We start from the raw sequence: 21820 nt of genomic DNA on the forward strand, positions 1-21820 counted from the left end.
AATTTAGTTTGCTAAAATTTCACCCAATCTATATCCATACTCCCGGAAAGGCTCACTTCGCTTCCTTTTTTTATGGCCAGCCTTTGGAGTTCTTCAAAGGACAAACTTATTTCTGTCCAGCCAGATCCTCCTGTTATTTTTTCTATGCTTTTGCCATTCGCGGAAATTTTCAGCATAGCGCCTTCCCGGTTTCCTTTAATACGGACCACACATTTGTAAGCTGTATTCCTTTTTTCAGGAACCTCAAAGGTGATGCGGCCTCCATTCACACATTTCACAAAAGTGACAAAATCTGAAAAGTCATTGGCAGGTTTACCGTTTCTATCCGTCACAATTTTACCATTCGTTATTTCTTCTGAAGATTCCGCTTCAATCTTCAAATCAGGCGACCAAAAATAGGGATGCTCATATTGATGCCATTCATCTAACTGAGATATTACAGGATTTCCTGTTTCTTTTTCTTCCAGCAGGTACATGCTTCCCTGTCGTCTTATTTTAATCCTGTAAGTCTTATTGTCTAAATTAAAGGAGGCCACATCTTCAATCGGCGCATTTCCTTTAAGGTTTGAAGTTGGTTGAACAGCGCCGAAAATAAGGTATTTGGCTCCTAATTTCCGCACCATTACGAGATGCCCGTAATTGTCACTCAGGTTGTAAGGCAATGGCCTGTTTTCACCTACCAGCGCTCCTTTTTCCAGAAAATCGGAAAAATATGAAGCTACCGCTTGCGCATAAGATGGCATTACAGCCTGGTAAGCATACCCTCTGGGATCATAAGGACCAACGCCATCCGGCCATTTACCATTTTTGCCTGTAACATTAAAATAGCCGGTATAAAAGAAATCAGCGCCAAGCATCACCATCGACTTCAGTAACCCCAGCCATTGAGCAGGTCGGATATTCTTTTCTTCATTACTCCAACCGGCAGCAACAAAAGGAGAAAAGAACTTCACCCCTAATTCAATTTCGCGTTTTCGTCCTTCCGCCACTCTGCCATATCCGTTTAACGGGCCGGAGGACATTCTCCAATTATCGGGTCTGGCAGGGTAGAATGAGGGTGTGGAACGCGGTGAGCCGTTCACGCTACTATTGGTGCGAATACGCATGGCGTAATCAGGCCAATAGCTGGGATTATAAGCGCTGACATTATAAAAACTAAAGATTAAATCTTTTTCAGATTGTCCGATTTCTCTTAAAATAGTTGCTTTATAAACAGAGTCGAACCTGTTTTGCATCCATCCGTTCAGCTGTTCATTTGTATATCCGTTTTTTATGCGAAACGCTTCAATGGCTGGATCCCTGTTCAGAAGTGAAGCAGGCCGCATGTGCCCGAACCACTCTCCATTTTCATTAATGGCACCGAACGGACGTTTAAGATGCTTTTTAAGTTGTTTAAGGTAGAAAGCGGCATTGAGACCATCTTGTACGATAAAATCCTGCGGGGCGAGTGGGCTAAGCCATTTTTTACCAGACAGAATCACAGGTTGCCCGGAAGCATTCCGGATGTAGTATTTATTGGGAAGTGTCTGGCTAAGCACATTAGGCTTTGCGCCTGCAAGGCCAATATGAAGCGGTTTATTCTGAACGTGAAAAAGAATCGTGGCAACGGGAAGTGCCGCATTTTCATTTGCATGCGCTATCAATGCCTGAGCCACGCCGGTTGTATACCGGTTCATTGCGGCTATTGAATCAACTCTGAAACATGGTATTTCAAGAAAATAATTCCAATTCACTGCAAGTTCCCGGGAAATAGCCACAGCCTTAGCGGGTATTTGTTTACCAAATCCCTTGCCACCTGCACCCGGTAATTCTCTGCACAGATAATTGATATCCATCCAGGGAAAGTTCCTGGGGAGAGGCTTGCTTTTACTATACCTTGGAAGGGGAAAAGAGCGTAGCTGTTCATAAGCCTGAATGGTGTAGTTCGGAAAGCCCGGGGCAAATTCCATTGGGTCTGGCTTACCCTCTCCCGCATCCTGTTGTTTACTAACCGCTTTTTGCAACGTATTACCGTTTATTTCAAAGCTATATGACTTTCCCTGCAGGACTTCAAAATGGTGTTGCGCAATCAGGCGTGCATCCAGTACCTTATCATAAAACGCCAGTTCGTCAAGAGCTCCGTTGAACGTAAACCTATCGGGGGAATTCACAGAAAGTTGAACATAATGCTCGATTTTCTTATTGAGCAATGGTTGTGTCTGACCGTCAATCCATATAGTCAGCTGCCCTGTCTTGCTCATTACAAGTACTATATGATGCCATTCATTATTCGCCAGGTTGCTGTAACTGCCAATACCTGAACCATTCAAGTCAATTTTCCATTGTTCCTTTACAGGCTTTCCTTTTCTCACGGGGGTGTAATCAACTATAAATGCCCCCTGAATACACCTGAAACGAAAATCTACTGATGGGAATGTTGAAAAAGAAAAACTTTCTCCCTTAAAAAAAAATTCAATTGAAAAGTCCCCGAGAGGAGCATTCGTTTTTAGAATATTGGTGAGTATGATAGCGTTTCCCGAACCAAGCCATCCATTACCCTTTGCAGCGGCTCCTTTAATGGGAGCCGGCTTATAGTTGGTGACATTGACGATTTTACCGCCAACCTCATCTTTGGTTCCATCACCACGATCAAAAGTCCAATAACTGACTGGAGCCTGTGCATGTAAAGTCCTTATACTGCAAATGCACGCCCATAATCCTATCACCCATATTCTCCTATTCACTGGTAAGATTTTTATCCAAGTTACTCAGCAGCATTTCCGCTATTCTTTCCCATTTAAATTCTTCTTGTACACGCTCAATACTGGCTACTTTCTTTTTTTTCAATTCCGCTTTTTCCAGTATCAATACTTTGTTGAAAACGGCTTCAAGGTCTTCTTCCAGCTTATCCGGCTGCAACAACCATCCGTTCCTGTCGTCGACCATTTTCCCAACGGCGCCAACATCGCTGGCTATGATGGCGCAGGCGCTTGCCATTCCTTCAAGAATTACATTTGGCATTCCTTCTGAAAAACTTGGGCAAACAAGCACATCAGCGTTTCGCAAAACATTTTTCAAAACCTCTGTATCTGTTACTGCGCCTACATACGAAACATTAGGAAGGTTCAATTTTCGGTGTTCAGGCACCGGCCCAACAAAAATGAAATGGAAGGGCGCTACCCGGTTATTGCGTTCTATTACGCGCGATAACTCTTCAATCCCCTTTCGCCGTTCATACCTGCCAACAAAAACGAATTTCCGGATATCATTCACATCAGCATCTTCTTCTTTCGTAATCCAATCGCTATCGATGGCCGTGGGAATCTCTACGACCTTCCACTCCGGCACATTAAGCTTTTCAGTAATAATATCCGTAATCTTTCCGCCGTAGGAAAAAACCAGGTCCGCACGCCTGTTCACATAACGGAAAAAAGGCCGTAACAATAAGTGTTGCAGCTTAACCCTTAAATTAGGGGCATACTGAAACATCTCATACCCATGCACTTTTAGCCCAACTTTTATTCCGTTCAGCTTCTTCTTCTGCCGTATGGTTTCCCATCCTGATAACCCTTTGGCGTAAACAAAATCCACCGCTGCGTTTTTGCTCAGCGCGTCCCATATTCTCTTGGAGTACAAGTAAGACGCAAGTATATAATGGCCTGGAAACCGAAATTTTACCCGCGGGTATGAAATTAAATGGGGATGTATAAACTTAACTTCCTCCTCCGAAAAAAGGTCTAACCTGATGTGATTATCAGCATTCTTTGAAGTATGGTACAGCTCAACATGAACACCACGTTTTGCAAGGTACTTAACCAGATAAAAGGAATGTTTCTGCATTCCTCCGATAACGTTTGGATATATGCCATCCGTCAAAAGGGCTATCCTCATAATTGGTTTTTCGTTCGGCCTGAGTCCGGTTCATTGCTGCCTTCGGCCCTGGCTAATATATTCCTGTGAATATCCGGCTGATAAGCCTGGATAGTAGCAATTTTAATAAACCCGGAACCTTGTTCTCCGTAAAGCAGGTAGCCGTGCTGATGAAAAAAATTGAATATTTCGTTCTGATTCAATTGCCCGTTTCCCATTTCGAGATAAATGGCAGGCTTATGTTTCCCTATAATCTGGTTTGCCCCTTGCAGAACAAAGTATTCAAAATTTTCAACGTCTATTTTTATAAACTCAATCGGCTGGCTGTTGCCTTCAAAGAAAGCATCCAATTTAACAATATCCACAAGATGCTTCTCATGGGGTTCATGCTCATAATTCCTTACCAGAGAACCAGCGCCGCTGTTTCTTAATGGCAACTGAAGTTCAAGTTGGGACTGTTCATGCCCCACCCCCTTATTCACGACCTTAACAATAGAGGTGAGTTGTGGGTTAAGCGCCAGATTAGCCATAAATCTGGAAAATACAATAGGATTAGGTTCAAAGGCTACCACCTCCTTATTCCAGCCTTTATTTCTTATTGTTTGAGCCATTATCAACGAGAAATTTCCACAGTTCGCCCCTACGTCAAGAATCACCCCCGCATTTTCACCGTCTTTTAGACAAGTTAACGCAGCGTTTACATGGGTATCCGTCCGGTCAACAAACAGTAACCATTGGGAAAAATCAGCAGGTGCAACAACAAAATTCACACCATATCTTGTAATTGTTTTTTTATCGGCCGCATTGTAGAATGTTCTGTCTGGCAGTAGCTTTTGAAGGAGCCACCAGTGCGTTTTATGATGCAGATCGGCGATATAATTATCCAAACCTGTTGAAACCAACATTTTTTTAATTAAGCGGGAAAGCTTTCTTTTCATGAAATGGGTTTTTGGGTGGTGATGGTTTTTATATGTAGTGCTTAAATCGCCGCAGACAAGCACCCCGCATAAACTTCAATCAATCTATCTACATGGCGTTGCGGAGTAAAATATGCATTCGCCCTTTCCCATGCGTTGTATGCCAAACGCGCGTATTCATCCGGGGCATCAAGCAGTTTCTTTATTGCCGCTGTTAGTGCAGATGAAGACACCTCATTCAGCAGAAATCCATTTTTCCCATCCTCAAGCCATGTTGACACCCCACCTGTATTGAATGCGATAACAGGCTTTGAATGCATCGCGGCCTCTATACCCACCAACCCGAAAGCTTCCGGATAAATTGAAGGAAACAAGACCGCATAAGCCTCCTTCATAAGAGCACTGATTTCGTCAGACGGCTTCCATTTAAGCACTTCCACCTTAGACCGGACTTTATGCTGGTCAACGAAATCCTGTACATACCGGTATAGCGGGCCATCTCCAACAATTGTAAGCGTAACGGAACTTTCAGCCTGCAGAACAGGCAGCATACCCTGCATAAGTTCAAGTACGCCCTTATGTTTCAAAAGCCTTCCAACAAACAAAAAGTTCTTTCTCTCCCCTTTAAACTGAATAAAAGGTAGTTTAAATTTCGTAAAATGGGGGTTACAAATAACTTTTTCCTCAGGCACCCCCCCTATAATAGCTTCATTGCGAATATATTCAGACATGGTTAACACCGCCGCATACTGTAAGGAAGCTTCTCTGGCTTCAAAAACCGTATTCAGGTATGCATCTAGCACATTAGCAGGTTTCCTGCTTCTCATACACTTTTCGGAATAAGCACGCCAGAAGCAATGTAAGCCGAACTTTTTTGTGCAGGGCACTCCCGAGACCGTCCAGAACTTACTATAACCCGGGCAAACCATTCTCGGCTCGTGCATTGTTCTCACCGTCTTAAACCGGGAAAGAAAAAAACGCACCGCTGTTCTTTCAGACAATCCGTGAATATGAACCAGATCCACCACAATGCCTTTAAGCATCTTCTCCAATGCGGCAACGAGTTCTTCTCCTCCATTACAATCCTGTTCTTCCCCTTGAAAATGCAAGCGGAAACCCGACTCCTTCCGTTCAATAATTAATAACTGATTCCTTATACCGCGGTCTTCCAGTTCAGCCATTACATCCCTTATATATACCTCACTCCCCCCTTTAATTCCCGGATTTTCATGCACACGTAACACTGTCATTTTATACGGATAGAATTTTTGAATGAATCTGGGAAAATATATGATGCCAGGTGAAATTGTTTTTTATGGTATCAAATATCTGGTCACCGTATTCCCGGATCAGTTCTTTTTCCGCCATTACATGCTCAAGGCGTTTACGGAAATCATCCGGGTCATTTTTTTTAAAAAACAAAACATCGGCATCGCTAAACCAGTGTTTAAGGTTGTAAAGGTCAGGTGCTATCACCAGGCATTTGCTTCCACCATACTCAAAAATTTTCATGAACGATGGGTATTCTTCTCCGCCAGGTATTACGCCCACATGCATTCGTTCAAGAAATGGTAATAACTGGCTCCTGTTTAAAAATCCATGGTTCACCACTTCAATTCCTTTTTCCACGCAGAAGGCTTCAAGTGCGTCCATTTGTGAGCCTGCAAGGTTCAACCTTATTTTTGTTTTATCCTCAAGACTATTTAAACCATTCATCAGAAGTTCAGGATTATGATTTCCTTTCATCAGGTGGCCTATAAACACAATCTCTATCTTATGCGGTGGCATGGGCTTCTGCCTTGCAGCATAGTAAGAGAGAAACTCCTCTTCAATGCCATTTTCAATACTTATCCAGTTTTCTTTTTTTAGTGAAAGAACTTTATGCCAGGAACCCACAATAAAAAGAAAATCCGCCTTGCTGAAAGCCAGTTGCTCCATTTTACGTACCACACCGTTCAGGAACGAGGTATAAAACTTCCTGATCGCAAAATGGGGTGCTCCATTCAACTCATAAAAATGCTTTTTTCGCAGCAATTTTGAAACTATCAATCCGCTGAAGTTCAGGTATGCTGCGCGCTCATAAATAAAATCAGGGTTTTCCTTTTTCACATAGCGGTAAAGCTTCAGCAAATTTGAATGATTTGAGATGAACGTCCTTATATCCCGTAACGCGCCCCAAAGTTTACTTTTTCTCCTTTTAGAAACATTGGACTTACTCCCATTTCCTGCAGAATAATTGTTTGAAGGAATGGAAGGGCTGTAAAGACTTACCTCAAAATACTTCGTCAACTCTTCCACCCCCACAGAAATATGCCGGAAAGCACCGGTAGTAGGCCTCATGCACCCCGCTTCGGTTACCAGATAAATACATTTTTTCATTGATATAATTCAGCTATCCCCTGAAGACTACGTTCAATTGAGAGGTTTTCTGTAATAATGTTTCTGTTTAATACAAATTCCTGTTGAGCCAGTTCTTTGATATTGAGGATACTTTCCTGTTCCATCAATTTTGCCCCCCACCCCTGCAACGTTTTGTAAAGGTTATTTTGCTTGTTCATGATTACAGCCTTCCCCATGTAAAGTGCGGCCAGGACATTACCTCCCGCCTGTTGCCTTATATGGTTCATCCATACAATACCGCATGAATTCATTTTCAAATGGTACTCGTTTAAAGACATAAACGCTGTTACCGCAACGAACCGATCTCCCAAACGCTCTTTGGCGTATGTCTGCAAACGCTCCGCGTAAGCTGCATCTCCATAAGAAAGCGGCACAAATACCTCTCCTTCAAAATGCTTTGACAAAAAATCTATGGCATCAAAATGGTTGTTCGTGTCGGTCGCGGAATTACCAAGCCATAATTTAGTGTAATCGTTTCGGACAACGGGTACATGCTCAAGCCCCATCTGATTCGCGGTAAAGTAGGAATAATACACCCATTTCATGTGCGGATTAATAAACCGCAACATTTCATAATCGTATTGCACCCAGGTAGCGCAAGTATCAACGCGACGGATTATAGCCCTCGCTTCGCGTTCAGCCAAAACTGCCTTGTACAAAGCGAATCCTCCCCTGTATAGCCTTCTTAGAACGCCCACATTCTTTAATTTCCCGGCCCGCTGTTGTTTCCATGTTAGCGGCTGATACCATCTTCTTCGTACATGGGTAAAACGATATCCATCCGCACCCCAAAACATCCAGATGAGTTCCTGCTCTTTTTTAAGGTGTCCGACTAAAACTTTTACATCAGGCATGAGAAAACTGTGCAGTACAATTTTCCTGTACGACCTGATCTGTTTTTTCAGTACCCTAAGACTGCTTTTTGTGGAAACTACCCTTTTTGCTGATTGATACTTAACATATTTTAAAGCGTTGTCTGTTGAAGCAGATAAAATCCAATAATCACTTTTCCCTGGCGCCACTGTTTCCGACTGTTCAATGAAATAGTCGATAAACTTGTCATCCGGCATCAGGTGAAGAATGCTTTTTTCTCCGGCCATATATGTTGTTTCGAATAATACTTAATCCTGAACTCCTGCACCATGAAAGCGCTAAAACGTAAAGCAAGAAGGCTACAACACATACCGCCAGTTGCTTCAAAACTAAAATCAGCGATAAAGCACTATCCCCCGTCCAAAAATATTTTCCTCCAATAAGTGTAAAGAGAAATATTAGCGCGCCAAGCGTTTCTTTTTTAAAACAACCTAAAAAGGACCATAGCGATGCGCCAAGTACTCTTGCCACAAAAAAAGTTTCCATTACAAATGAGGCCATGCTGGAAAATAAATATCCCCATGCCATACCAACCAATCCGCCTTTAACAAGACCAATAACAATTCCTGCTATCATCACGGCTTTGGCTACCAGCCCTACTTTCATCATTAATAACGTTTTTCCTTTTGCAGAAAAAACAGCGCCGGACAGCGTGCCAATTGACTGAAGCGCTCCAAGCAGACAAAGCACCCTGAATATGGGCACAACATCCAACCACCCCTTTCCATACACTACCAAAATGACTTCTTGCGCATAAACACCGAGGAACGCCATAAGCGGAAAGCAGATTGCAGCAATCAGCGCTACCAATTTCTGGTATTGGTCACGAATCTTTTGTTCATCTTCCTGTATAAGAGAGAACGACGGGAACATCACTCTTGAAAGCGTCCCCGAAATCTGCCGAACCGGCAGCAACATAAGTGTGTATGCCCTGGTGTAAAGCCCCAGCGCTGTGGAGCCGAGCATTCTTCCCACCAAAAGATTATCAATGTTCCTCACCCAGTAGTTAATGGAACTGTCTCCAAGTAAGGGCAGCGCGAACTTCAGGTGCGATTTCAGTAAGGATATCCTAAAAACAAGAGAAGGTCGCCAGGTAATCATCCGGAAGCCTATAAAAATATTGATGAGGGTAGTTACGAAACTTTGCGCGACCAAAGCCCATACTCCTGCTCCTTTAAAAGCGAGTGCAATACCAACAACTCCTCCGACTAAGACAGCTCCCAGGTTCCGGAAAAAGAAACTTTTAAAGTCGAGTGTTTTTCGTATTAATATGTCGGGTACAATTCCGAATGAGCTAAGGGCAAAATTCAATGCCAGCACAGCTGTAAGCACTACCAACTTGCTTTCCCCAAAAAAAACCGCGAGCAGTGGTGATACCAAAGCCAATACAATGGCAAGCGCAAAGCCCGCCATTACATTGAACCAGAATATGGTAGACACTTCCGCATCCGTAATCTCCCTTCTTTGGATGATACTGGCTCCTAATCCTGCATCCTTCATCACCTGAAGAAATCCGATTACAACTGTAGCCATACCCAGCAAGCCGTATTCCGAAGGGGTCAGTAACCGGGAAAGTATTCCCGAAATAACAAGCACCACAATCTGCCGTACTACCTGATCGATCAAAGACCATTTGATCCCAGCCTTCGTTTTTATATTATGCTCACTCAATCTTAAGCGGCTTTTAATATAGTCTCGATAATGAGCTGTTGTTCCTGCGCGGTGAGCTCATAGAATAAAGGAAGCCTGAGTAAAGTGTCGGAATAAAAATCAGACCAGGGTAATTCAGCACCAGTATGTTTAGAAGTATAATATGGACTTTTGTGCAGGCTCAGGTAATGGAAAACGGCCCAGGCTCCGGCACTTTTCAAAGCTTCAATTAACCGCCCTCTCTGCTCCAGGTCCGAACACACAAGGTAAAACATATGTGCATTGTTCGTACTGCCCTCAATGAAATGAGGGAACTTTATTCCTTTCTGGGGCAACTGCCCGTACAATCCATCCCAATACCTTTGCCAGATAGCCTTTCTTTTTTCCTGTATGGCATCCAGTTGTTCAAGCTGTGCATACAGAAACGCGGAAATCACTTCAGAAGGAAGAAACGAGGAGCCTATATCCACCCATCCGTATTTATCCACTTCACCCCTGAAAAATGCCGAACGATTAGTCCCTTTTTCCCGGATAATTTCAGCTCTCTCCCTGAAACGCTCATCATTAATAATCAGCATTCCACCTTCGCCCGAAATAATATTTTTAGTTTCATGAAACGAGAAAGCGCCAAGGTGGCCTATTCCTCCCAAAGGCTTCCCCTTATAGTAACCATCTATGGCCTGCGCCGCATCTTCCACTACCCAAAGACCGTACTTATCCGCCAGATCCATAATGCCGTCCATTTCGCACGCTATGCCCGCATAATGCACCGGCACAATGGCTTTTGTGCGGTCCGAAATCAATGGTTCAAGTAAGGCAACATTCATGTTAGGATTTTCGCTTCCACTATCTGCGAAAATGATCTTAGCGCCTCTGAGGGCAAAAGCATTAGCGGTGGAAACAAAAGTGTAGGAAGGCATAATCACCTCATCACCCGGCTGAATATCTATCAATATCGCCGCCATTTCCAATGCATCAGTACAAGAGGTAGTGAGCAGGCACTTTCCAAAGCCATAACGCTCCTCGAAAAACCGGTGGCATTTTTTGGTGAATATTCCATCACCTGAAATTTTGCCCGATTGTACCGCCTCCTGAATATATTGCGTTTCTAACCCAGTTAAATATGGCTTGTTAAATGGAATCATATTGGTTTTTTAAAGTTAGCGGGTACGCCTACATACAGACCCGGGGTTAATATATCGTTGATAACAACTGCCCCGGCGCCTGTCCTGATGCCTGCACCAACACGGATATTATCAATTAAAATTGTACCTATTCCCAAACTCACGCCTCTTTCAACATGAACAAACCCTGCTACCCGAACACCTGGTGATAAAAAAGAGTGTGTGCCAATACTACTATCATGCGCAATAACGCAGCCTGTATTCAGCACAACATTGTTTCCAATCTCCACGCCCATATCCAACGTGCATCCGGGGTAAACAACCGAGCCGGTCCCCACCTTACAACTCCTGTCCACATAACAACTGCTGTGAATAATTGTCCCGAATGGAACAGATGCCGCAAACCGGTCATATAAACCAGATCTTACAGCAAAATGTTTGTATCCGATTCCTATCATCAGCACATCAAATCCATTTTCCCTGAAAACCTGTTCAACATCGTCAACACCTCCCAATATCGGATACCCATGCTTCAGGATACCCTTTTGCTGAAAATCATCAAAAAACCCTGCTACCTGGTAGTGGTTATCCGAACTGGCATGATAAGCGATTTGCTGCCCAAGGTCACCTGATCCTATAATAGCCAGTCTTTTCATATCAGGTTTATCAGTTGTTTCATGTTTGAAATTCTGGTTAAACCACTGTTGGGGTAAATCCCCGGCCGATCAATGAGTATGGCCCTGATACCCATTTGTAGGGCCGGAACAATGTCTAACCGAACAGAGTCCCCCACATATACCAGTTCCCCGGGTTCACACCCTGCTGACTCAACCATGATTTTAAAGAAAGCAGGGTCGGGCTTCCGAATCCCCTTAAGCTGAGACCCAAGTATCCAGGAAAAATGAGAATTTACGTGTTCTTTTAGTTTTTCAGGAAGCGTAATGTCCCAGTTAGACAATATCCCTTTGGGCAAATTGATTTCACGCAGCGCATCAATATCCGGGAATCCTGCCCAGGGCAGGTAAGTGCAGGCTTCAAACAGTTCCGTCACTATTTTTTCGTCGGGAACGATCCCCAGCAGATAAAGCAACTCCGTGTTAAAGTGCATATAGAAGGCTCTGGAAGTCTGGTCCGGAAAAATAATAACTTCTGACAGCAACCTGTGCTTTCGCTCAAGTTCCTCATGAGAAACATTATAACCATGCTTTCTTAATACTTCTTCCATCCTGGGGTAAAGGTCAGGTTTGTAGAGAAGCGTATTGGCCACATCAAAAAAAACGACTTTGCTCATCTTAACGGATATAAAACTTATCTTCTTTATTCGTGATGTCCGAGAGTTTCATACCGGGATAGATAATATCGAGGATCACCCTGAGCGCCGTGCCGGCAACAACTTCAGGCTGCGCTGGTACCTCGTTCAGAAGATATTCCTGAACAGTATAAGCCACATCTTTAAAGCCGAATTGTGATCTTACGGAATTCGTGCCGGAAATCCGGCAGTTTATCTCAAAAGGAATGATTCCCTTATCGGTTACTCTGGATTGAATATTGCACGAACCCCTGAAAGGGAAATGACGCAACATTCTCTCGATCAAAGGCTTGAGTTCAGGATCATACATCGTTGTCACTTCCGCTTTCGCGGTATTTCCCTGTTCCAGTTCCCTGACAAAAGTGATAAACCCATGAAGCTGGCCATCTTTCTTCGTGTAAAAAGTAGTGGTAATCTCAGGGCCATCCAGGTATTCCTGAACTACATAGGTGTCATCAAACCCTGCAGGCTGAGGTGGGTTAACAAAAATGTTCCTGGATCCGCGTCCTTCCCGTGGCTTAAGCACACACCCTTTAAACTGACCCTTATATTCAGAAGGCAAACATGAAGCGGCAAAAGGGATATTGAACTGTTCAAAGGCCTTAAAATTAAGAAACTTGTCTAAACACATTTTCGTAACTACCGCCGGTGAAGCAGCAACAGGACAATCAAATTCGTGTTGTGCCTCCGCCAGATAGAAAGCCTCATAATCCGTTGAAGGAATAATAATACCAATATCCTCTTTAAGACAAATATCCTTGATGGCCTGAATATAGCTTTCTTCATAGGCATAGGGAACCGTGTACACGCGATCACACATGTAATTGCCCGCACTAACCTGAACAACATTTACCCCGATCAACTTTGTCCCTAAACCCAAATCAAGGACGTTTCTTAGAATTCCCTGTCCAACTACACCACCAATTCCTGTAATCAAAATATTTTTCATACCAACATAGATGTTATGGTTTGTTCAAGTGTTATCTCTGGGCTATAGCCCAGTAATTCATATTCTTTTTCAGCATCGTACTCAAAGGAAGGAGAATGGTCGACTCCGGAAAATTCAATGTCCGCGCCGGTTAGTGAAGCTATGTATTCCGCAACAGCAAGGTTCGAATAAGCCCTGGCACCCACTCCAAGTGTTGCTATGCACATCGCTGAAGTACCACACCTCATACATAAACGCACAGCATCCTGCACATCAATATAATTCTGCCTCCTTTCACCACTGCCCCAGATATTGATAATGCCATTTCCTTTCGCCTGTTGCACCATTTTGGGCAGCATTGAGACCGGCCTCATTCCCTTTCCTACAATTGAAGAAAACCTGATCACGGCATAATTCCGGTGGTTTCTTACAATTACTTCACCAGCTATTTTTGAAAGCCCGTAATAATCCGGATTGTTGAATGGATGACTGATGGATATCGGCAAATACAATGGCTGACCAAAAACGGAAACACTGGAGGCGAAAACGAAGCGCGCTTCGGGGTAAAGACTTACCAGTTCGCCCGTCAGCAAGATGTTGGATAAGTAAAATTCAGGATCAGGCAAGTGAAACCTTCCGTATGGTACAAAAGAAGCGAGGTGGAAGATGATATCAATCTGTTCAAAACCGGCTTTCAGTAACTTAATATCTGTAAAATGCAGGCCATAATCAGTTTCAGTGCTTTCCAATGGCTTTCTTCCAAGGGTAAGAATATTGGTATAGCCCGCCTCTATGAGCGCTGCTCTAAGATTACGCGCCAGAAAACCTCCCGCACCAGTAATCAGTACAGTTTCTTTGAGCGCATTGTCATGAAGAGGTGAGTTATACATTAAACTATATGCTTTCTACATCTTTTACTTTTAAAATAAACTTCTGCTTCTCCCAAAATCCAGTTCCAGCCTCTATCCATTGCTGGTTTCTTTGCGATTTAAGAAAGCCCTTTTCCCACGATTGCGGGGTACGTATTTTTTTTACCCATACAATAAATTTTGCGCCATCAACCGGCATGTCATTTTTAATCAGCCAATAAGCCGTAAAATCCCGGAATCCACTCAACAGATTGTCTTCATTTACGGAAGGGCCGTTGATCCTAAAAGACCATTTGGCCCATGTTGGTCCTGAAAGTAGACATCCTGGTCTGCCGTCTTTTTCGATAATGGGGAGCCATTTCCGTTCTCCGTTTTCTCCGATAAATTCAAGTGCAATAATATGATTGTACCCTTCAAAATGGCTATCCAGAAAAACGGAATGACCAGTAATACCGAAATATGTTTTCGAAAATTTCTGACTTTCCCAACTTATATTCTTTAATAATTTGCCAACAAAAGTATTTTCTATTCCTGCGCTCTTCACGACCCTTGTAATAAGAGGAGACCTGTACGTGGATATTACCTGAAGCATTGTAAGCACAAGGAATGCTGATCCTACCAGATAAGTCTTCCATATTGCAACATCAGCAACAGCTATTTGATCTGCTGGGACAACCTCCTTACGGGAGAAGTTGCTGCCAGCGGGCGGATTGGAAGATTGACCAAGTTTACAGAAAATCGAACCGGCAACATGAGCTACTCCAGGTAGAAATAATAGGAGGCCCGGCAAGAACAAGCCGGGTACAAAAAGACAAGCTTTTCTGAATGCCTTGAATCCGGACAACGTATGACCATTCGAAACCGTTGACAGGATAAAAACAGGGTTGCTCTTGCCCCCGTCCCCGTCATCGACTTCCTGCGATGCGCCATTTTGCGCCACATTCAATTTAAAAACATCAAATACATCGAAAAAGGACAAAGTAATCGCGCATTTGCGCAAAAAAGTATTTTGTTCCTTGAAAGTGAGTGAAAATTTCGGAGTATCAGCCTTTAAACGAGCAAACAATCTTCTCCAGAATGAAGCCGGAATAAGCAAGAGATAAAAGGCGATAACGCCTAATGCAAACCATGGAATAGGGAATACCAATAAAATGCCCAGATGCAGACAGATCCCAATCACAAAAAGATATGGCCAGAACTTTCTAAATCCAAACAGGAAGAGAAAAACGACTTCGAAGAAAAGGGTAAGATATCCAAGAAAAATAACGACTGCCTTTTGATCCAGCAGCCATTGATAATCCAAAAAAGCGACCTGAGGCACGGATGCGGGAAGCCAAAGACCTAAGCCATTCCTCCAAAGAGAAGAATCAAATTTAAAGAACACGGAATCAAAATAAACGAATGCGATCCCAATCAAAACGAGTGCATGGTAATTGAGGACTGAAACCCTGGAGTTGTTGGGTGGAAAAGCTGGCGACCAGGAAGTTTTTAGTCGGGTTCTTAATACGTCAATCGAATAACAGGAAGAAGTATTAACAAAGATCAGCAAAGCGTTAATCCCCATATAGAGATAAAACATATGATACTCATACGTTTTTAAAGTCGCTATAAAAACTATGGAAAACAAATAATTCAAAAGAGCGGCCTGCCTGGTGAAGCAGCCAAACATCAGGAATACTATCGCAATCATCCAGCAGATCATAGCTGGTGTTGTATCCATGTCTGATGGCTCAATAAAAGGCACTTTATCGAAAATAAGGTGGCGAAAATTAAAGAGTTGTGCTACTTCGCAGAGAAAAACCATTGAATACACAATCCTGAATACGCCGAGTCCTTCTCCACCTGTTTTTTTATTGATAAGGCGCCGGATGAAAGAAAAATACCGCTCCATAAATTAAAATATATTCAGCTGTGTATTAATACTTACTTTCTTCTCAAAGACCAGCGCAACTTCCGTTGTTGCTTCTCTTCATCAAAATAGCCGGATGACTTTCCATACCCGTAGCCGTAACCATAGCCATACCCATAGCCGTAACCGTAGCCGCCTTCAGCCTTAACGTCATTCACGACAACAGACATTTTGGGAAGCTTTTTGCCTGAATACAGCCCTTCAATCAGTTCTGTCATCCGTTTAAAAGTATATTTCTGCCGAACGATGTATAAGGTCGCATCCGCATACTGTGCAAGGGTTATTGCATCACTCACCATTCCAACCGGCGCGGAATCAATCAACACCACATCAAACTCATTTTTCACCCACTTGAACAACTCCTGCATTTTAGGCATCAGCAACATTTCAGCGGGATTCGGAGGAATTATGCCACAGGGAAGAATAAACAACCCATCCACTTCTTTTACCGGCACAATTAACGATGCCAGATTTTCTTCTGTAATAAGGTATGAACTCAACCCTCTTTTTGTTTGGATGCCAAGGTTTACGGCCACCTTAGGTTTCCGGATATCGAACTCCAATACCAAAGTTTTTTTCCCGCTCAATGCAAACGCTGCTCCCACATTGGTACTGATAAATGATTTTCCTTCCCCACTCATGGACGAGGTGATGAGGATAACGGAATGATCCACCTGTCCCAGCACATACGACATATTTGTCCGGATGGAACGGAACTGTTCTGAAATATAACTCCTGTTGTTCCGCGTAACGATCAAGGTCTGTTGCTCTGAAGATCTTCCTACTTCACCTATCACGGGTGTTGATGTATTACTACTAACATCGTTCCTAGTGGTTACCTTATCATTCAGCATTTCCCTTATTGCGATAATCAATAGCGGCAACACAAGTCCTACGAGAAGGAAACGCAAATAAACAGACAAAGCAATGGGTTCCACTACCCTTGGCCTTGCTGTAGCCTCTTCGAGTACATCAGAAGTTGGTAAAACGCCGGCTGCGCCAATAGCCACCTCTTCTCTTTTGGAGAGCAGCAGCAAATAAAGTTCTTCTTTTATCTTCTGTTGCCTTTCAATATTCAATAACTTTCTTGCTTTGCCGGGTACACTCCTGGCATTCCCCTGAAGTTTGCTCATATTCTGCTGTAGCAGATTAAGACTTATATCATAGCTGTTGTTGATACTTTTTAACCCTTCCAGAATGTCCCCTCTCAATTTCTCCAACCTCGAATCAACATCTTTTATAACGGGATTTTTTTCAGGAACCGTATTCAGCAATGCCGTCCTTTCCAACTGAAGTTGATTATACGCGGCAATCAGACTAAGAATAGTAGGCTCTTCCAGGCCAAGATTCACCGGAACCGGATCGGTCTGATTTTTCTTATTCGCTACATAGTCTTTTAACCAGGCAAGTATTTTTTTCTTTACCAGCAGTTCGTTAATACGACTATCAATTTCCGTAATATTTGAATAGTATTGGCTGGTTTGAACATCAAGCCCCACCGCCTGGCTGTTTTCCTGAAAAACCTGTAAATCGCCTTCTACGCCTGAAAGTTCCGTTTGTATCGAATCAAGGCGGTCTTCAATAAAACTTATGGTGTTCGACGCAATCCGGTTTTTATCCTCAATTGATCTTTCCGCGTATACTTTCATCACCATATTGACAAAATCCGAAGAAAGCAGATTGTCAGTTGACACAAATGACACTTCAACTATGTCCGCACGCTCATTGGACCTGACTACAGAAAGGGAAGAGATATATCTTTCCGCCGCATCATTTAAAGGAGCGCCTGAAATAATGAATTCCCGTGTGTTTTGACTGGAAGCAAGCCATGACGAATCAAAATTAATTCGGAAAATTCCTTTTTCATTTTTGAACGGTTGCCCGAACAAATAGGTGGTTTTTCCTTTATTAAGTTGAAATTCCTTCGCAGTCAAAACAGTTACCTGAAACTGAAATCCCGTGGTTTCCAGTGGGCTAAGCATTTCAATCGCAATCGGTTTCTCCCTGTAAAGCAAAGTGGATTTAATATCCCCCACGGCTGAATAATTCACCTCAAGACCAAGGCGCTTCACCACATCTTTAACAAGAGAAACGGATTTTAACACCAAAATCTCATTATTAAGGTTCACCCCGCCATCGAATCCGGTTATAAGACTCTCAAACTTGTCTTCACCTCCCCCTTTTGAATTATCATTCCTTATAATCATCATCCCTTTCGCAGAATACCTTTTGGGGGTATACCTGAGGTAGAGAAAAGATGCTAGAAAAGCCAGCAGCAAGGAAACCAATATCCAGGGCAGGTACCTTCTGTATCGAAGGAAAAACTCCATAGGAGTTGTTTGTCTGGTATTAACAAGACTCTTATCTATGATATTACTACTCATGAACTAAATAAAATTATTAGCGTGTTAGCAATGTGATCGCAACAGTTACAACGGATAGCAGACTTGCCGCAATACTTACATTCCTGACAAATATCTGGTCATTTCCGGCAGACTTTCTTCTATTGGGCTCTACATATACAAGGTCGTTCTGCTTTAAGAAAAAATAAGGCGACTTGTAAATATCCGGACTGCGCAGATCAATCCGGCCAGTTGTACGAACGCCGTTTTCTTCTCTTACAACAAGAATATTATCCCTTCTCCCAAAAACGGTAAGATCTCCTGACAAACCTATCGCATCAAGAATAGACACCTGCTGGTCGGGCAAATTGATCATCCCAGGACTGGCAACCTCGCCCACCACTGTAATTTTTTTATTGGTAAATCTTACAACAGCATATGGATTCCTTAATAAGGTATCCAGGGAATGTTTCAACATTTCAGCAACCTCTTGTTTAGTCTTCCCCTCTACCTTGATATCGCCTAAGCCGTGAAAATAGATCATGCCATTCCTGTCCACCTGATACCCCCTGCCGGTAGCCGGCAAATTAGAAGTATTTCCCGCATTCATATTAGCATTTGCGCTGCCCCCGGTCTGTTGCTGATTATAAATATCAGAAGCATCCTTGTTATCACTATACACCATGATCGTAAGCAAATCTCCTTTTTGGATAAGCGGTTCAGGAAATGCAACGTCTTTTGCAAGAGTAGAATCTATCCCTTGCAGATAAAGGCGCTCCTGATGCGCCTTTTTACTTACTCCACATGAGACCAACAACAACATTGTGCCGAAAGCCGCAACAATAATTCTGATATTCATATATAATGTGCAATTATTTCAAACGCTTAAAAATAGATAGCGCAACAATTCAATGCAAAACATTCAAAACACAGCTTCGCCACCTCAGTCACATGCTAAGTTTGCGACCCAGTAAGCAAATACCGGACCCATTTTTCTCTATCAAAGAAATATTAATCAATTATATATATTGATAAAAAATAATATCCGTTAATGAGATGTTAAGGCCCGCTACTTTGCGCAAATATAACGGATTGATTGTATTAGAAGTATTTGGAAATCACCGGAATGAAATGTTTTGAGGGATATCAAGCGCGCTATTTCGCCATCGGTAGCACGTTATTCCGGTCCAAAGTGGCGATCAGCGCCACGCCCAGCCTTTCCAGCCGGAGTTCCACGGTTTTGTGGCGCACCTTCACCACCAGTCCTTCCTCGTTCATGAAGATGCCCTGCTGCACCACTGCTTTCACCCCTTCCTTCAACTGCACCTGCACAATCTCGGCGCCCTGGTGCTCGTTCAGGAACTTACGGATGATCACAATTTCTTCATCTTTAACAATGGCGGGCTTGCCGCACCAGTACACGAAGTTCACCACCCCATCAATGGTGCGCACCCGGGCATGCTCGTTTTCCGCAAGGCGGACAAAGACATAACTTTTAAAAAGTGGTTCTTCCACGATCTTGACGCGATCGCTCCATTTGCGGCGGTATTTGGAAAGGGGACAATAGGTTTCAAATCCGTTCTGACGGAAAAGTTGATTCACCTTCTTTTCCCATCGGGGCTTGGTGTAAACGGCGTACCAGTTCCTGGATAAGTTCATCGTGCTAGCTGCAAATATAGGGATATTACCCTGTGATGTTTCCTTCTTTGTCAACGGTTCCGGCCCTTTTCGCGGGCACGCCGGTCATAAGGGCGAAGGGCGGAACATCCCTCGTTACCACGGCGCCGGCGCCGATCATCGCGTATTCCCCGATGGTGATGCCACAGATAATGGTGGCGTTGGCGCCAACGCTGGCCCCTTTTTCGATCACCGTGGGGCGCATCTCCTGCTTCCGCTCAATAAACGCACGGGGGTTCATTACATTGGTGAACACGACCGAAGGGCCGAGGAACACATCGTCGGCCACGGAAACACCTTTGTAAACCGAAACATTGTTCTGAATTTTCACGCCGCTCCCGATCTGTACGCTCGCGTCGATGTACACATTCTGGCCCAGAATACAACGTTCTCCGATAGAAGCGCCGGGCATAACATGGGAGAAGTGCCAGATACGGGTACCGGCCCCGATTTGCGCGCCTTCATCCACAATGGCGCTCGGATGTATATAATAAGGGGATGAAACTGGTTCCTGCATATTCAATAGATAGGCGCTCAAATTAGGATTTTCCCCGCTTAAAAATCAGGGAAAACCGTAATCTGCCACCGGCTCAATCTAAAATTCAACATCCAACAATCTAAAATTCAACATCCAAAATCCAAAATCTCCCTAACTTCCTCCTGCAAAACCAACCACTTGAAAAGATACTACTCCCTCGACGTGTTCCGGGGCGCCACGGTGGCCCTCATGATCCTGGTGAACAACCCCGGTAGCTGGTCGCATATTTACCCGCCCCTGCAGCACGCCTCCTGGCACGGGTGCACGCCCACCGACCTGGTTTTCCCGTTTTTCCTTTTCGCCGTGGGCAACGCCATGGCGTTTGTAATGCCCAAACTGCAGGAAGCCGGACCAGCCGTTTTCTGGAGAAAAGTCATCAAAAGGACCCTGCTCATCTTCGGGATCGGACTGCTCCTCAACTGGTCGCCATTCGTGGCGTGGCAGCAAGGGGCGCTAACGCTGAAACCACTGGAGAACCTGCGCATATTCGGCGTGCTGCAACGTATCGCCCTGTGCTACTTTTTCGCTTCTGTACTTGTGTTTTATCTCGGTCCCAAAAAAGCATTCGTGGCCAGCGGCATCATCTTACTGGTGTATTGGTACCTGTGCGTGCAGTTCGGTACGCCCGGTGATCCTTATTCGTTAGAAGGATTCTTCGGTACCCACCTCGACCGTGCACTGCTTCCCTCCTCGCATCTGTATAAAGGAGAAGGCGTGTCTTTCGACCCGGAAGGACTGGCCAGCACCCTGCCCGCCATTACCCAGGTGGTGTTCGGTTACCTTACCGGATATACAATTCTGAACAAAGGGAAGGAATTCAGTATGCTTTCCACCCTCCTGCTTTCAGGATTCCTGTTGCTGGTAACGGGCTGGATCTGGGATACCATGTTCCCCATCAACAAAAAAATCTGGACCAGTTCTTACGTATTGTATACCTCGGGACTGGCCATGCTCACGCTCTCCGCCATGATCTACCTGATTGAGTTCCGCGGCGCTAAAGGTGGCATCACGCGCTTCTTCGATGTATTCGGAAAGAACCCCCTGTTCATTTTCGTGCTGAGTGGGTTTTTACCCCGGGCACTCGGGCTGATCCGTATCCCCAACGGGATGAAGGAAGACGGAACACCAAAATACCAGAGCCCGTTTAACTGGTTCTACGAAAACGTCTGCGCGCCAATTTCTGATGATCCGAGAAACGGCTCGCTGCTGTACGCGTTGGTGCTGATCGTATTTTACTGGCTCATTGTTTATGTACTGGATAAGCGAAAAATTTATATCAGGGTGTAAGGGTGGGTGATAAGCCTTACATTCAGAAAAGCGTGTATACTATACCGTAAAATAACGGATGAACTGCGGGTAATTCAACGGTGAACGCCCGGGGAAAACAACGTCGGTGGCACCGGGTACCCTGTTCCGCGAAAGCGGAAATCGCGCG

18 protein-coding genes are annotated in these 21820 nt (G+C 44.0%); 1 reads left to right on the forward strand and 17 read right to left on the reverse strand.

Features of this window, described 5'->3' with window-relative positions:
* Nucleotides 1–11 precede the first annotated feature (11 nt).
* The 17 genes from M4J38_RS04165 to M4J38_RS04245 form a co-directional block, all read right to left on the reverse strand.
* Nucleotides 12–2723, reverse strand: coding sequence for a LamG domain-containing protein (locus M4J38_RS04165; protein ID WP_251758271.1), 2712 nt, complete (start codon nucleotides 2721–2723; stop codon nucleotides 12–14).
* Nucleotides 2716–3870, reverse strand: a complete 1155-nt coding sequence (locus M4J38_RS04170; protein WP_308217810.1) for a glycosyltransferase family 4 protein — start codon at nucleotides 3868–3870, stop codon at nucleotides 2716–2718. The genes M4J38_RS04165 and M4J38_RS04170 overlap by 8 nt, the downstream gene beginning before the upstream one ends.
* Complete coding sequence (locus M4J38_RS04175) at nucleotides 3867–4787, reverse strand: FkbM family methyltransferase (RefSeq protein ID WP_251758273.1); 921 nt, start codon at nucleotides 4785–4787, stop codon at nucleotides 3867–3869. The genes M4J38_RS04170 and M4J38_RS04175 overlap by 4 nt, the downstream gene beginning before the upstream one ends.
* A 41-nt stretch (nucleotides 4788–4828) precedes the next feature.
* Nucleotides 4829–6016, reverse strand: coding sequence for a glycosyltransferase family 4 protein (locus tag M4J38_RS04180; RefSeq protein WP_251758274.1), 1188 nt, complete (start codon nucleotides 6014–6016; stop codon nucleotides 4829–4831).
* A gap of 1 nt (nucleotide 6017) precedes the next feature.
* Nucleotides 6018–6896 (reverse strand): glycosyltransferase, encoded by an 879-nt coding sequence (locus M4J38_RS04185; RefSeq protein ID WP_251758275.1) that lies wholly within the window; start codon nucleotides 6894–6896, stop codon nucleotides 6018–6020.
* A gap of 245 nt (nucleotides 6897–7141) precedes the next feature.
* A complete protein-coding gene (locus M4J38_RS04190; protein ID WP_251758276.1) occupies nucleotides 7142–8266 on the reverse strand; it encodes a TDP-N-acetylfucosamine:lipid II N-acetylfucosaminyltransferase in 1125 nt (374 codons plus the stop codon).
* The gene (locus M4J38_RS04195; RefSeq protein ID WP_251758277.1) at nucleotides 8226–9710 is read right to left on the reverse strand and encodes an MOP flippase family protein; all 1485 of its coding nucleotides are present in this window, start codon (nucleotides 9708–9710) and stop codon (nucleotides 8226–8228) included. Before M4J38_RS04195 ends, M4J38_RS04190 begins: the two co-directional genes overlap by 41 nt.
* A 2-nt stretch (nucleotides 9711–9712) precedes the next feature.
* Complete coding sequence (gene rffA / locus M4J38_RS04200) at nucleotides 9713–10834, reverse strand: dTDP-4-amino-4,6-dideoxygalactose transaminase (protein ID WP_251758278.1); 1122 nt, start codon at nucleotides 10832–10834, stop codon at nucleotides 9713–9715.
* Nucleotides 10831–11469, reverse strand: coding sequence for an acetyltransferase (locus M4J38_RS04205; protein WP_251758279.1), 639 nt, complete (start codon nucleotides 11467–11469; stop codon nucleotides 10831–10833). Before M4J38_RS04205 ends, rffA begins: the two co-directional genes overlap by 4 nt.
* Complete coding sequence (locus tag M4J38_RS04210; protein WP_251758280.1) at nucleotides 11466–12104, reverse strand: HAD family hydrolase; 639 nt, start codon at nucleotides 12102–12104, stop codon at nucleotides 11466–11468. The genes M4J38_RS04205 and M4J38_RS04210 overlap by 4 nt, the downstream gene beginning before the upstream one ends.
* Nucleotide 12105: 1 nt before the next feature.
* Nucleotides 12106–13071, reverse strand: a complete 966-nt coding sequence (locus tag M4J38_RS04215; RefSeq protein WP_251758281.1) for an ATP-grasp domain-containing protein — start codon at nucleotides 13069–13071, stop codon at nucleotides 12106–12108.
* Nucleotides 13068–13940 (reverse strand): NAD(P)-dependent oxidoreductase, encoded by an 873-nt coding sequence (locus M4J38_RS04220; RefSeq protein WP_251758282.1) that lies wholly within the window; start codon nucleotides 13938–13940, stop codon nucleotides 13068–13070. The genes M4J38_RS04215 and M4J38_RS04220 overlap by 4 nt, the downstream gene beginning before the upstream one ends.
* A gap of 4 nt (nucleotides 13941–13944) precedes the next feature.
* Nucleotides 13945–15810 carry an HTTM domain-containing protein gene (locus tag M4J38_RS04225; protein WP_251758283.1) on the reverse strand — a complete coding sequence of 622 codons (1866 nt, stop codon included), beginning with the start codon at nucleotides 15808–15810 and terminating at the stop codon, nucleotides 13945–13947.
* A 32-nt stretch (nucleotides 15811–15842) separates the two neighbouring features.
* The gene (locus M4J38_RS04230) at nucleotides 15843–18158 is read right to left on the reverse strand and encodes a polysaccharide biosynthesis tyrosine autokinase (RefSeq protein ID WP_251758284.1); all 2316 of its coding nucleotides are present in this window, start codon (nucleotides 18156–18158) and stop codon (nucleotides 15843–15845) included.
* 70 nt (nucleotides 18159–18228) lie between these two features.
* Entirely contained in the window at nucleotides 18229–19029 is an 801-nt protein-coding gene (locus M4J38_RS04235; protein ID WP_251758285.1) for a polysaccharide biosynthesis/export family protein, read from the reverse strand.
* Nucleotides 19030–19325: 296 nt separating this feature from the next.
* Nucleotides 19326–19829 (reverse strand): UpxY family transcription antiterminator, encoded by a 504-nt coding sequence (locus tag M4J38_RS04240; RefSeq protein ID WP_251758286.1) that lies wholly within the window; start codon nucleotides 19827–19829, stop codon nucleotides 19326–19328.
* A 25-nt stretch (nucleotides 19830–19854) separates the two neighbouring features.
* Nucleotides 19855–20364 carry an acyltransferase gene (locus M4J38_RS04245; RefSeq protein WP_251758287.1) on the reverse strand — a complete coding sequence of 170 codons (510 nt, stop codon included), beginning with the start codon at nucleotides 20362–20364 and terminating at the stop codon, nucleotides 19855–19857.
* Nucleotides 20365–20523: 159 nt separating this feature from the next.
* On the opposite strand from M4J38_RS04245, the gene M4J38_RS04250 reads away from it, so the two are divergent.
* Nucleotides 20524–21672: an acyltransferase family protein gene (locus tag M4J38_RS04250; protein WP_251758288.1), complete on the forward strand. Its 1149-nt coding sequence runs from the start codon at nucleotides 20524–20526 to the stop codon at nucleotides 21670–21672.
* The last annotated feature ends 148 nt before the right edge of the window (nucleotides 21673–21820 follow it).

Source organism: Parasegetibacter sp. NRK P23 (assembly GCF_023721715.1).
GTDB lineage: Bacteria > Bacteroidota > Bacteroidia > Chitinophagales > Chitinophagaceae > Parasegetibacter.

What these genes read in the sequence shown, in the direction of transcription:
- M4J38_RS04180 (WP_251758274.1), bottom strand. Translation starts at nt 6,016, where the DNA reads ATGACAGTGTTACGTGTGCATGAAAATCCGGGAATTAAAGGGGGGAGT.
- M4J38_RS04170 (WP_308217810.1), bottom strand. Translation starts at nt 3,870, where the DNA reads ATGAGGATAGCCCTTTTGACGGATGGCATATATCCAAACGTTATCGGA.
- M4J38_RS04205 (WP_251758279.1), bottom strand. Translation starts at nt 11,469, where the DNA reads ATGAAAAGACTGGCTATTATAGGATCAGGTGACCTTGGGCAGCAAATC.
- M4J38_RS04235 (WP_251758285.1), bottom strand. Translation starts at nt 19,029, where the DNA reads ATGAATATCAGAATTATTGTTGCGGCTTTCGGCACAATGTTGTTGTTG.
- M4J38_RS04230 (WP_251758284.1), bottom strand. Translation starts at nt 18,158, where the DNA reads ATGGAGTTTTTCCTTCGATACAGAAGGTACCTGCCCTGGATATTGGTT.
- M4J38_RS04220 (WP_251758282.1), bottom strand. Translation starts at nt 13,940, where the DNA reads ATGTATAACTCACCTCTTCATGACAATGCGCTCAAAGAAACTGTACTG.
- rffA (WP_251758278.1), bottom strand. Translation starts at nt 10,834, where the DNA reads ATGATTCCATTTAACAAGCCATATTTAACTGGGTTAGAAACGCAATAT.
- M4J38_RS04210 (WP_251758280.1), bottom strand. Translation starts at nt 12,104, where the DNA reads ATGAGCAAAGTCGTTTTTTTTGATGTGGCCAATACGCTTCTCTACAAA.
- M4J38_RS04190 (WP_251758276.1), bottom strand. Translation starts at nt 8,266, where the DNA reads ATGGCCGGAGAAAAAAGCATTCTTCACCTGATGCCGGATGACAAGTTT.
- M4J38_RS04240 (WP_251758286.1), bottom strand. Translation starts at nt 19,829, where the DNA reads ATGAACTTATCCAGGAACTGGTACGCCGTTTACACCAAGCCCCGATGG.
- M4J38_RS04175 (WP_251758273.1), bottom strand. Translation starts at nt 4,787, where the DNA reads ATGAAAAGAAAGCTTTCCCGCTTAATTAAAAAAATGTTGGTTTCAACA.
- M4J38_RS04215 (WP_251758281.1), bottom strand. Translation starts at nt 13,071, where the DNA reads ATGAAAAATATTTTGATTACAGGAATTGGTGGTGTAGTTGGACAGGGA.
- M4J38_RS04225 (WP_251758283.1), bottom strand. Translation starts at nt 15,810, where the DNA reads ATGGAGCGGTATTTTTCTTTCATCCGGCGCCTTATCAATAAAAAAACA.
- M4J38_RS04245 (WP_251758287.1), bottom strand. Translation starts at nt 20,364, where the DNA reads ATGCAGGAACCAGTTTCATCCCCTTATTATATACATCCGAGCGCCATT.